This window comes from Plebeiibacterium sediminum (genome assembly GCF_026013605.1).
GTDB lineage: Bacteria > Bacteroidota > Bacteroidia > Bacteroidales > Marinilabiliaceae > Saccharicrinis > Saccharicrinis sediminus.
In genome coordinates this window covers 46,734-59,858 of the sequence record NZ_JAPDPJ010000040.1, presented here as the reverse complement: position 1 = coordinate 59,858, position 13,125 = coordinate 46,734, and the positions used below count along the sequence as shown (strand labels likewise).

General features: G+C 31.1%; 8 protein-coding genes. All 8 read right to left on the bottom strand.

Annotated elements, in window-relative coordinates; all coding sequences use genetic code 11:
• Window positions 1-300: glycoside hydrolase family 125 protein (locus OM075_RS15905; RefSeq protein ID WP_363321623.1), on the bottom strand; the 300-nt coding region annotated here is incomplete at its 3' end.
• Window positions 301-529: 229 nt separating this feature from the next.
• Window positions 530-2,824, bottom strand: coding sequence for a GH92 family glycosyl hydrolase (locus tag OM075_RS15900; protein ID WP_301191525.1), 2,295 nt, complete (start codon window positions 2,822-2,824; stop codon window positions 530-532).
• A gap of 211 nt (window positions 2,825-3,035) precedes the next feature.
• Entirely contained in the window at window positions 3,036-5,747 is a 2,712-nt protein-coding gene (locus OM075_RS15895) for an RICIN domain-containing protein (RefSeq protein WP_301191524.1), read from the bottom strand.
• Between the two features lie 385 nt (window positions 5,748-6,132).
• Window positions 6,133-7,284 (bottom strand): beta-1,2-mannosidase, encoded by a 1,152-nt coding sequence (locus tag OM075_RS15890; protein WP_301191523.1) that lies wholly within the window; start codon window positions 7,282-7,284, stop codon window positions 6,133-6,135.
• Window positions 7,285-7,340: 56 nt separating this feature from the next.
• Window positions 7,341-8,255, bottom strand: a complete 915-nt coding sequence (locus OM075_RS15885) for an endonuclease/exonuclease/phosphatase family protein (RefSeq protein WP_301191522.1) — start codon at window positions 8,253-8,255, stop codon at window positions 7,341-7,343.
• A 12-nt stretch (window positions 8,256-8,267) separates the two neighbouring features.
• Window positions 8,268-10,505 (bottom strand): GH92 family glycosyl hydrolase, encoded by a 2,238-nt coding sequence (locus OM075_RS15880; protein ID WP_301191521.1) that lies wholly within the window; start codon window positions 10,503-10,505, stop codon window positions 8,268-8,270.
• 100 nt (window positions 10,506-10,605) lie between these two features.
• Window positions 10,606-11,385 (bottom strand): T9SS type A sorting domain-containing protein, encoded by a 780-nt coding sequence (locus tag OM075_RS15875; protein WP_301191520.1) that lies wholly within the window; start codon window positions 11,383-11,385, stop codon window positions 10,606-10,608.
• A gap of 72 nt (window positions 11,386-11,457) precedes the next feature.
• Complete coding sequence (locus tag OM075_RS15870; protein ID WP_301191519.1) at window positions 11,458-13,125, bottom strand: basic secretory protein-like protein; 1,668 nt, start codon at window positions 13,123-13,125, stop codon at window positions 11,458-11,460.

Genomic DNA, 13,125 nt, shown 5'->3' with positions numbered 1-13,125 from the left:
ATCTGTTTTTCTATACCGAACCGTAGTATCCAAGGTATTTGGAAAACAATTCTCAAACATCCAGGCAAGCTTTGCATTAGTTAATAACTTTTTAATCCGAAAGATTTCCTTATCAATTACTTTAGATACAAATAAACGATCTGCTTTAGCTGGTCTTTGTGATTGAAAAATTTGCTCCTTTACCTTAACTGCTACATTTGTATTATCCACAGGCATAACTATATCATGAGCTTTTAATTCGCCAATTGATATAATAGACAGTATTAAACAAGCCTTTAAACCAAAAAATTTTTTCTTCATTCTTTTCATTTATTATTTAAAAAATTATCGAAATTTATTCTGTTCTATTAAGTGAATTTTGAATTCACCTAATAATATAATTTAATTATTTCCTGCTTTCCTTATGTACATTTCAATACGATACATTAACAATCATACAATTATAAATCACAACACTTTAATGATTAAAAAAGTATACGCCATAATTGCTTACTTTTAAACTAATTAATACATTTTATTCTATTTAACTCTAAAATGATAGTAACGGCGGTTTATCATAATTTACCATGTTTCTATTTGGCTTAGATCCCATAAAGAACTCAATTTTGCCTCCGATAATGATATCTTGATATTTTATATAAATCTTCTTGTAAGGTTTACCATTTAAAAGAATCTTTTGAATATAAATATTCTCATCACTCCTTTCGTGAGTAATTATTTCAAATTTTTTACCTTTAGACAACTTAATTACAGCACTATTCAATTGCGGTGAACCAAATACATAAACATTATTTGCTGGATTTACAGGATAAAAACCCATTGAAGAAAATATATACCAAGCGGACATTTGGCCACAATCTTCATTTCCAGAATAACCAGAAGGTTTACTTGAATAAAGATCATTAACTATCCTATTTGTATAATACTGAGATTTCCATGGCTGACCTGCGTAATCATATAAATATGCTATATGGTGACTAGGTTCATTTCCATGTGCATATTGACCAATAAATCCTGAGGCATTCCCATTTACATCACTTGGTTTTGCATCTAAGGTAAAGAAGTCATCTAACTTATCGGCGAATTGCTTTTCTCCTCCAAACATCTTCATAAAAGAATAAATATCTTGAGGAACATACCACAAATATTGCCATGCATTGCCTTCTGTATATGGATAACCTCCATTCCCTCCATATTTTAAAGGAGAAAATGGTTCAATCCAATTTCCAATACTATCCTTAGCTCTAAAAAAACCAATATTATAATCGAATAGATTTTGATAAAATTCACTTCTATTATTAAAATGCGTATAATCATTTATATACCCTAATCCTTTTGCCATTTGAGCAACACACCAATCATTATATGCAATTTCAAGAGTAATTGATACTGATTGAGACTCTAGATCCTCCGGTATATATTGATATTTTTCTAAAATATTGAAAGCTGAATTCTGATGTGATATTGTCGATGATGCATTAATCGCTTTATAAGCAAGATTATAATCTATATTAGGAATTTTCTTATGGTAAGCATCAACTATAACCGGTATTGCATGATTACCTATCATACAATAAGTTTCCTTACCCCATAATTGCCAAATAGGTAAGTAACCATACTCCATATAATGATCTAGCATTGAGTTAATAAAATCAACTGACCGTTTCTCTTGAATTATTGTTAATAAAGGATGTTCTGCTCTATAAGTATCCCATAACGAAAATGTACTATAATATTTTTTCTCTTTTGAATTTCTTAACTCACCATTACTGTTAATATAATTACCATTTACATCAGCTATGTTATTGGGATGAATGAATGTATGATATAGGGAAGTATAAAATATTTTCTTTTGTTCTTCTGTTCCTTCAATTTCTATAACGGATAATTCTTTATTCCATTGATTTTCTGTTTTAGCTCTAATTTCATTAAAATTGAAATCCTTAATTTCAGCTTTTAAATTTTCTTGAGCTCCTTCATAACTCACAGAAGAAATGCCTACTTTAACAACCAAAGGTTCTTCATTATTATCAAATGTAATAATAGTTTTTAAATTCTGATGGTTCGCTATTTTCTCATCTAAATATATTTTATTTCCTGATTTTATCTCTGTTTTATTGAATGCTTTGGAAAATTCAGCCCTAAAATAAACTTTACGAAGGTTTGCCCAACCTGTTAGAGTACGATAACCTTCAATTATATGATTATTAATAATTTTAATTTGTGCATCAATAACTTTACATGACCAATATGGTCTTTTTTTATCTAATGAGTGATTTAAGTCAATAATTAAAGAAAATGGTTCTTTCCCCTCACTCATATAACGATGTATTCCGCAATGTTCGGTAGCGGTTAGTTCAACTTTAATTTTCTGATCATCCAAAAAAACACTATAATATCCAGGCGTAGCTATTTCATTCTTGTGATCAAATATAGAACTATATCCCTTTTCACTTTCAGAATCATATGGATACCATTTAGGCTCTCCCTTAAAAGGCATAAATAAAAAGTCAAATAAATCTGCTACTCCTGTACCACTAAGATGTGTATGGCTAAACCCTACAATTCTATTATCAGCATAGTCATAACCGCTACATGGATCTTCAGGTTCAGCATCAGTATCTGGGCTCAATTGAACGAATCCAAAAGGAAATACTGCTCCTGGAAAATTACTTCCAGATAGACTTAAACTATCTATAGAACCTGTACCAATAAATGGATTTACATATTTTGAATTCTCAGACACTTTAGAATTAAGCTGTGACCAGCTATAAAGCTTTGTAAATAATACAGCAGCAACAATTAATATTTGTCGTTTTTTCATGAACCTCATAGTTAAAATATTAAGTTATGTACTTCTATTATGTTCGAATAAATCATCTCTATTCAAATTGATAAATATCAATTTGAATAGAGAATAAAAAGAACTGATTTATTTGCTAACTATATTCATTCCTACTTAATTATCAATGAAGCCAACAACTTAATTAAGCAGAATTAATGAAACGCCTTCTTTAATGTATATATCAATATTTTTAATGTTTTATAATTAGCTTTTTCGAAATTTTAGAAATATTGGAGTTTATATTTAGAATATACATTCCATTTGGGTATTTTTGAATATCTATTTGACATGGTCCTGAGTTATTAGTTTTTCTGTATTTTAACATTCCTGCCATATTAAAAATCTCAACTGAATAGTTTGCTTCGTAATTATTAATATTCAAGTATTCATTTGCCGGATTGGGATAAAATTCAACGAAATTCTCTGAATCAGACATAGGTTGTACAATAGTTGCATTTTTTAAAGCTTGGTAACCTAATAATTCTATTTCTGCCAGTTGTAATATACTTCCACTATTATTTGTCATATCTAACCGGTAGTACGTATAAGCTGTACTATTTACAAAACTAAAACTATTGGTTTGTAGATAATCTGTAAACTCTTCTCCTGTACGAATATCCAATGTTGCCCAATTACTGCCATCATTAGAGCCATATAATGACCAATTAAGAGGATCTCTATCATGTTCATCATTTGCAGATGTTATTGTGTAGCCATTTATAACATAACTTCCTAATGCTTGATATTGAATCCATCCTGAGTCATGAAAAGTCAAATACTTAGTATTAACATTATTATCAATCAGATTTGGATATCTTTCATATGTATTGGAATCATCATATTGAGCAGTTATCGTTCCACCTTCATTTGTTATATCATTTAACCCTACTTCAACTCCTATTAATTCAATTTCTGCTAATTGTAAAACTGTTCCGCTATTATTAGTTAAATTAAATCGGAAATAAGAATATGCTCCAGGAGAAGAAACATTAAAGGAACGTGTTTGTAAAAATTCAGTAAAATCTTCTCCTGTACGAGTATCAATAGTTGTCCAATTACTACCATCTTCAGATGCTTCCAATGTCCAATTAAGAGGATCCCTTTCATGATGGTCATTAGCTGATGTTATTGTGTAACTGGAAATAGCATAGTCACCTACAGCCTGATATTGCAACCATCCTGAGGCATGAAAAGTTAAATATTTAGTATTAATATCATCATCAATTAGATTTGGATATCTTTCGTCAGAATTAGCATCATCGTATTGTACGTTTATTGTTCCTTCTATATTTGTAATATCTGTAGCTATTTTATTAACTGCAATAAGTTTCCATTGGCCTCCTGTTTGTCCATTGTTGTCATATTGGTTCACATTTGCTCCTGCATCTGAACTAGAATAAAGTACTTCGATAATTTTACCACTATTTTTAGATACTAATTTGTAGTAACTATTATCTACTTCAACCACAACAAATTGTTGATTTAATAAATCATCATATGTGTATTGATGTATGTTTGCAAAATTATCTTTACTAAAATCACTCACATCAATTGCTTTTCCACTGTTCACAGCAGTAATTTTGTATGTGCCATCACCGAGGTGTGTAAACTGAAATTGCTGGTTAGTATTTCCTGTACAATAATATTGTTGAATGTTTGCTCCATCTTCTACATTTGTTGGTCCTCCCTCCACATCCATATATAGGCCACTATTGCGATTTTGTAGATAATAAGTTCCTTCTAAACCGGTATCTCCATCGGATACTATTTTAATTGAGGAGATTCGGTCATTCCAATCTGAACCAATAAAATCTATATCTCCGGTAAGAGTGGTTGATTCACCGTCAAAATTATCTCCATCATATGCTATAACTTTAAATCCTTCCAAAACTTTTAATGATGATATGGAATTTGTAGTAATACCTGCTGCTTCAAGGTCTGAAACATTGTACTCGCCAACTGCTAATCCATTTTCAAAAAATCCGTAATCAATATTGTTATAAAATATACATGGTTCTTGCAGGTTTACTTCAAAGTTGCTAAAAATGTAATTTACATTGGACGCAAGAGTTGCTAGGTTCACGGTATTATCATTGTATACCCAGAAAAAACCTCCCTTTGAATTACAATTATCCCTGGCAGAAATCATTTTGTCCACTAGGGCATTCTGATCTTCATAAGTTAACCCTCCGGTATGCATGGTTATGCCATTAATATCCCAATCACAAGGGTTATTACCTGCACCTCCATCATAGCATTGCAGATATATAAAATCAACAGTTCCTGTACGCTGATTATTAATATTTGTAGTTAAACTTTCCCAATAGTTCTTATTCATGTATGGTGCAATAGAGGTCTTAAACCCGATATCCGCCAACATAACATGAAATGCTGTTGCTGAATTTACATCATAAGCTTCTTCATCATCGTTGTTAATAGCATCTATTGAAGGGATTGCATTTTTTAATGCCTGAAAATTTCGATATAGAATACTGGATGTTCCTGTTCCCTCTGATGCAATCAAATTTTTAATGTTTGTGTAAGAATGATTTCCCCACCCTCCAATACATTGTTCTACTCGAGTAATAGATGTTGTTCCAGTTTTTAAGGCTGTTACATCATCTATATAATAAGGCTGAGTGTTGTTAAATACATAATTTCCATCTGAGCATATTATTTCACCATCTGTCGTCAAGTCTCCATTTGACTCCACGTTTATATTAAACAAAATTACATATTGAAATCCTGAAGCTTTTAAGTCATCTATCGTGTGGCTTCTTTCACGGCGAAAATGACCTCCAACATATATTCCTGATTGTGCAGAAAGTTCAATAATTGAAAAAACAAATAGCAACATTGCAATTGCATATTTATTAGCGTAAATTCTTAGTTTTTTTTTCATTGAAAATTAATTAACGATTACTATATGTTTCTTATTTTCAGGATCATAAATAGTTATTGTATTTTTATATGACAGATATATTTTATCTGTATTTATAACATTTATTTGAAAATGGAATTTGAAATAATTACAACTACTCTAAGCTATTTCTTTTGCCTAAATAGTATGTCAAATAAAAAGCACTATAGACTAAAACGGTTTACTAAATACGCCAAAAATATTTATGATGATAAAATTTAATATTTACAATTTGAGAAATACAGTAGTTTTTATGTGACATGTATTTTAAAAAGGTAGATATTAGTACAATACTTTCATAAATTTACATACCTAAATAGCCATTTAAAACATCTTATTATTAAAACATATTTAATTTAATTGATACTCATTCTCTAATTTTAGTATTACATACAGCTACAGCAACTTTAGAATCCGCACATCCATAATATAGGTAATAAACATCATCCTTCAATACTAGTCCTTCAATAAAAACGGTTCCATCAACATATTGTCCGCTTTTTTCAAATGATTCTTGTGGAACAAAGAATGGTTTATCCAACCTCTCTAACAATTCGTATGGATTCTGCGATGAGAACAATAATTGCCCGGCACAATATGCCCCTTCCGGATAATTAGGATCACCCTCATTAAGGCCTCCATTTTTGCCATTATACAGAAGTACAATGCCTTCTTCTGTCAATAAAGCAGGTGGCCCACACTCTGTTAATTTACTGTCAAAATAACCATTACGCGGTTTCACCAGCTCCCTAATTTCACCCTTTTCATTTAATATTGGTTTCCAATCAATAAGATTGTCAGAAGTAGCTGCACATATAGCTGTCTCTCCCCAATACATAAAATATTTACCCTTGATTTTATCTACGATTAATTCCCCTCCAATATCTTTTGTTACAATAGATGCTGATTTACAAGCCAATCCATTGAAACGACCCTCGTAGGCTTTTTCAAATGCTAATCCGTGTTTTTCCCAACTTACTAAATCTTTTGACGTAGCAACTGCTAAACGTGGCACATTTCTGTTCCAAGCAGTATAAAACATAACATAAAGACCATTTTTCGTTTTTGCAACTCTTGGATCCTCACAACCTCCTGGCCATTCAATTTCTTTAAACTTATCTTCTTCAGGGTATAATACTGGTTTATTCCTAAAAGTCATTGTAAAACCATCTTTACTTTTTGCTAATCCTATTCGAGAAGTCCTTTTCCCTATTCCTTCACCAGATTTATCTTCAGCCCTGTATAATACACAAATAGTATCATTGAGTAGTACTGCAGCAGGATTGAATGTATCATTTTCTTCCCATCCTACGGAGTCATGTTGCATTGGGCAGTAAAAAGTTTGATTACTTGGACTTATGATAGGATTCACCGCAACAGGTCTTTCAAAAGGCCCAATTGCCCACACAGGTAAACCAACCTCTTTTTTTGTATCACAACTGCAAGCCCAAATAAAAATGGTGATTACGAGCAAAAATTTCAATATTTTTATTTTATTCATATTTCTTTTTGTTGTCATAATTTATGTTTTAAATTATTTATTTTTATGTTTATACATAAACGACCTAAAAACAATTAGTAATTCAAAATAACCATAATAGGGAAATGATCCGATAATGCTCGAGCTTCATATTTTTGCATAGAAACTTCTTTCGGAAAATTTGATGATTTTAATTCATGTTCATTATATAATTTAGACCGATAAGTATCCGTTAAAACACCATAACGTTCGACTTTAAAATCCAAACTAACAAATATATGATCAATGCGACTGTCTGTAAATGTATTGGTTTTAAAATCATTAAAGGTTCCATTTAATGCGTAACAAACATCTGCTTCCAGATAGGAATCAGTCAATACTTTTGATCCTTCAAGAATTTCATAATTAGGGCTGTGTTGATCAACATTAAAATCACCCGTTAAAATAACAGGTAATCCATCACTAATTTCATCTATTTTATTAAGCACTAGTTTAGCACTGTTTTTCCTTGCATCAACACCTATGTGATCCATATGTAAATTGAAAAAGAAAAATGAAAATCCACTTTTTAAATCTTTTAATTTTGCCCATGTACAAATACGAGGAAGTGCAGCATCCCAACCTCTATTTGGTTCATAAGTTATATCAGACAGCCAAAAATTGCCAGAACTTAATAGTTTAAATTGTTTCTTTTTATAGAATATTGGAGCAAATTCTCCTTTTTTATTTCCATCATCGCGTCCAACTCCCACATATCCATATTCTGGCAATTGATGTAACATATCTTTTAATTGATCATACAAAACCTCTTGAGCACCAAATATTTCAAAATCATAAAACCTAATTTGATCGCATATCAATGGACAACGCCTATACCAACCATTACCCATGATTGAATCATTATAGTTATGATTACGAACATTATAAGTAGCTACAATTAACTTTTCTCCAAACAAAGATTGAAGACTAATAGAAAAACAAATACATAGAGTAATGATAATCTGTTTCATTTTATTGTCAATTTAGTTTTCCTGTATATTTTTAAATTTAAATGAAGGGGGAACAGAATTAGCATCAGAAGCCCATGCTTTATTCGGTTGTTTTCCCATAACAAACTCAAACAGTCCTCCCTTCATTAAATCTTCGTGCGAGAACCAAGATTTATTCCATTCTACTCCATTTAATTTTGCAGATTGGATATACTTATTTTCTGGACTATAATTATGACAAATAATTTTAAATAATTTACCATTCCCTAATCTAATTGTGGCTTCTTCAAACATTGGACTCCCAATTACATACATAGGTAATCCTGGTGTGATAGGATAAAAACCAAGTTCAGAGAAAACAACAAATGATGTAAGTCCTCCACCATCTTCATCTCCAGGAATACCCATTAAATCATTACGAAACCATTGTTTTAATAGATTTCGAACTCGCTTCTGAGTACGCCACGGCTGTCCTGCATAGTTGTATAAATAAGGAATGTGCATACTTGGTTCATTTCCCATCGAAAACTGACCAACATTTCCAGTATGATCACCAAACTGATGATAAAAATCCGGACGTCCTTTTCCTAGTGGAGTATTATACATTCGCTCTAGTTCGCTCACAAATTTTTCATTACCTCCATTCAGCTTAATAAGATCGGCTATATTATGAGGCACATCCCAACGATACACCCATCCATTATTCTCATCATAAGCTTCACGTGCTCCTATACCACTTGAATATCGATAATCGAAAGGCTCAATAAAATTGCCATCTTTATCTTTAGGGTGAAAGAAACCTGTTTGATGATTAAAAACTGTTTTATAATTCAAACTTCGATTAAAAAAATATTCTGCATCTTTATCTTTATCAAGATTGAGGGCTATTTGTCCCAAACACCATTCATCATATACTGTTCCTAATGTTACTGCTACCGGCTGTCTTTTCTCCCACGAATGAACCTCAGGTACCGTTTCATTCTCACCTGGAGTCAAAGCAGGGAAATATCCATGATCTTTGTAAAACAGATCCAATATTCCAACCTTTTTACTTGACCATGGTGCAAGTGTTTTCTCTTCAATGGCGTTTTTGCAAGCTTTATAAGCTATATTCAGATCAAAACATCTTAATCCCTTATTATATGCATCTATAACAGTTGCTACACCATGATTTGAATTCATTCTTCGGCTATCCCCTGTAATTTCAGGAAAGGTTGGCATCCAAAAATTATCCATTTGTTGAGCCATTCTCAAAAATGAATTTATCATATTACATTCCATTTCTGGTTCAATTATAACTCTTAATGGATGAGTTGCGCGATAAGTATCCCAAATCCAATCATCTGTATAAAAAGGGACACCTTCATCATCATGCACTTTCCCATCAAAAGCACTGAAATAACGATTATCTTCAGAAATACAAATCATTCGTTCATAGGTCCTGTATAGAGAAGTATAAAAAACTACTTTCGCATCCTCATCATCACCTTGCACTTCAATTTGCCCAAGCTTTTCATTCCATAATTCACGCCCCTTTTCAGCTATAGTGTTTAGATCAAAGTCTTTAATTTCCCTGGCTAAATTTAATTTAGCTTGCTCTACACTGATAAATGATATCCCGTAACGTACATTTAACGATGATGTTTCTTTTGGGTATTGAAGAATAAAATAAGCATTATTACCTTGAGTCTGTTTTTCAGCTGTATTAATTTCATTTTTATTGTGCGTACCAGATTTTTCTGGAATTAAATCTGTTTCCATATACACATAAACACGAGTATTATTTGACAATTGCTGATAACCACTAATTGTAGATCCTTGAGTATTTAATGCTCCATTTCTGGTATTAAGAATCAAGTATGCTGGAAGATCTGCATTCTCAAATTTTAATGAATAAATACCGGATTGATGAGATGGAGCAAATTCTACATGAATATTAAAGTTATCCAAATCAACAGCATAAAAATAGGGTTTTATAGTCTCATTATCATATCCATAATCAATTATACTTTTAACTTGATTTAAATCGCCTTGATAAGGACACAAATTAAAAGCCGAGGTTCCTCGGTGACTTGTTACTACTACTGGTAAACCCTTAATTTCATTTCCTGTAAAATTTTCTCTTTCAGGATATACTCTTAACATACTATTTGGTAAATGTATGGTTGGATAAGTTGGTACTAATAAATGACTAATATTTCCAATATAAGGATTAACATAATCTACAGGATCTTTTTCTCGTTTAAAACATCCCATAACTATGATAGACATTAGTAATATTATTTCCCAAGCTCTAATCTTATATAATTTCATTTGATTTACTATATGATTTTTAATATATAGAATACGACATCCACATTCTTTAATAATTTTATTTTATAATTTTTTGAGTCTGTATTACTTGTCCATTGGCCACTCTAATCAAATAAATACCAGAGCTTAAACCAGCTATATCAAGTTTCACATTTGCACTATTAGAAATAACCTGTTCTAACATTAAACTCCCATCTATATTAAAGACTGTAATCTTACTTTCCCCTTCAGACAAATTAGTAAGAATCAAAGAATTTCCACTATCGGAAACATACATAGATAAATCAGATGTAGTAAAATTATCTATAGATGTTGAAGTATCTTCCGTACCATACAAATTCAATTCCTGAAATTGTAATATTGTTCCATCTACTTTTTGAACTTCCATAGCAAATTTGAACATTGAATATCCATTAGGAATTGTAGTAATATCAAAAGATCTTGATTGTATACGATCAGTCCATATTTCTCCTGTACGCACTTCAATTACCTCCCAGTTTGTGCCGTCATTTGATCCATACAGTGTCCAATTATAAGGATCTCTATCCGGTTCATCATTTCCTGAAACAATTTCATAGCTACTAACAACATATTTTTTTGTAGCTACAATAGTTACCTCCACAGGTTGATTAAATGTTAAATATTTTGTAGAGTTATCATTATCAAATAATTTTTCAAGTCCCTCATTATCTGGAGAGTCATTTCCTGTTTCTGTATATACATTACCTACTTGATCAGTTATATCAATTACTTGAGAATTAATTTTTGTTGCATAACATACTAATGCGAAAACTGTTATAATAATAACACGTAAATTAATAGTATTTAATTTCTTCATAACTTTTAATTTATAATTAAACTTCTACTGGTTTTCTTGGATATCGTATTCTATTTTGTATAGACTAGACTTTTATTTTATAATCTTTTGAGTCTTTTGTATTCCTTTATTGATAACTTGAACTACATATACTCCTGGATCTAGATTATCTATTTTCAAACATACCTGACTTTCTTCTCCTACTTTTTTTTCTTTCAATGTTACACTTCCATTCAAATTATAAACGATGACATTGTTTACACCTTCTGGTAAATTATTTATTGTTAATACACTCTTATTGTTAGTTAACCAAACATCGATTTTACCTTCTGTTCTATTGTCAAGACCAACATTTAGTATAGATTTTTGATATTGAGCCCATAAAGAATTAACTGATTGTCCATATTCCTGATATAACATTTCGTTCAGGGACCATGAATCAATTTGCTTTGCTGATAAATTTAATTTTTTCAAAAAATCTTCATCTAGAAGACTATTTTGAATCCATGAGTAAAAAAATGCAGTTGTATTATATCCATCTATCCAACTACCTCCTGTCGATGGATATCGTTCAGGATTAAATCCTCCAGTAAGTAATCTTGCCAGATCAGCTGTACCTTCAATAAAACCATAATATTCATTAGGGGAACCGTATATTCCACAGTTTTTAGGAGAATTTTGATATCCATGACATATTTCATGACACAATATCCCAAAAATTTCATCGGCACAAATATCGATACCATATTTCTGAGAGAAGGAATTTAAATATTCCATATCGAAACCAATTTCAATATTTGGAACATCACCTCCTTTATATGATAAAGCTCCTCCTTCTGTCAATTTATAATGAATTGATCTCAAATTATGATCATTGGCTTCATTTACAGTAAAATAAAGTTTTTGAGCAATTACCAGACAGCAATTTTTTACAAAATCTTGAATACTCTCGAAACCATTTGCTTTAACGAGATCCAAATACATTAAGTAACCAGGATTATCTTCATTTGTACACTCTAATTGTACTTCAGGATATATAAATTCAGACCAATCATTAATATCTTTTATTGATATTATCTCTGTTTTTGTTTTAGTTGAAACATCATCAAATGCCGTTAGCGAGACCTCATACTCCCCTGGATTTGTATATGTCACTTGTGGACTTATATCTGTACTTCCTTTAGGAGAAGCACCTTCAAATGCCCATTGATAAGAAGTCGCATTTAATGAGCCGTTAATAAATGAAATAGGTCGATTAGTAACATGATATGAGCCTGTTGAAAAATCCACAAGTAACTCATTAAATGACTCTCCTGTTACTCCATACATCTCAATCTCGGCTAATTGAAGAATATTTCCACTATTATTAGTCATTGATAAACGATAAAATGTATAAGATTCCACATTATCTTCAATTAAGAATTCTTTTTTTTGTCCCCTATTAACAAAATCTTGTCCTTCGCGAATATCAATACAATGGTAGGATAGTCCGTTAAAAGATCCCTCCAAAGTCCAGTTCAAAGGATCCCTTTCTGGTGCATCATTAGCCGAAGAAATTATATATTTATTAAGTATAAATGGATTTTTCACTTCAAAAACAATCCAAGCAGAAGAATGAAAAGTTAAGTATTTACTGTTAAGATCATTATCAATCAAATTATTTATATCTTCTCCAGATGGAGAATCGTCATACTGCGACGATAATACTCCTTCTGGATTATCTGTAAATTTAAATTCGGTTTGAGCTTCTATTTTTGTCAT

Excerpts from the sequence above, each read along its gene's own strand:
- OM075_RS15880 (WP_301191521.1), bottom strand. The coding sequence starts at position 10,505 with ATGTCTATCATAGTTATGGGATGTTTTAAACGAGAAAAAGATCCTGTA.
- OM075_RS15885 (WP_301191522.1), bottom strand. The coding sequence starts at position 8,255 with ATGAAACAGATTATCATTACTCTATGTATTTGTTTTTCTATTAGTCTT.
- OM075_RS15875 (WP_301191520.1), bottom strand. The coding sequence starts at position 11,385 with ATGAAGAAATTAAATACTATTAATTTACGTGTTATTATTATAACAGTT.
- OM075_RS15895 (WP_301191524.1), bottom strand. The coding sequence starts at position 5,747 with ATGAAAAAAAAACTAAGAATTTACGCTAATAAATATGCAATTGCAATG.
- OM075_RS15900 (WP_301191525.1), bottom strand. The coding sequence starts at position 2,824 with ATGAAAAAACGACAAATATTAATTGTTGCTGCTGTATTATTTACAAAG.
- OM075_RS15870 (WP_301191519.1), bottom strand. The coding sequence starts at position 13,125 with ATGACAAAAATAGAAGCTCAAACCGAATTTAAATTTACAGATAATCCA.
- OM075_RS15890 (WP_301191523.1), bottom strand. The coding sequence starts at position 7,284 with ATGACAACAAAAAGAAATATGAATAAAATAAAAATATTGAAATTTTTG.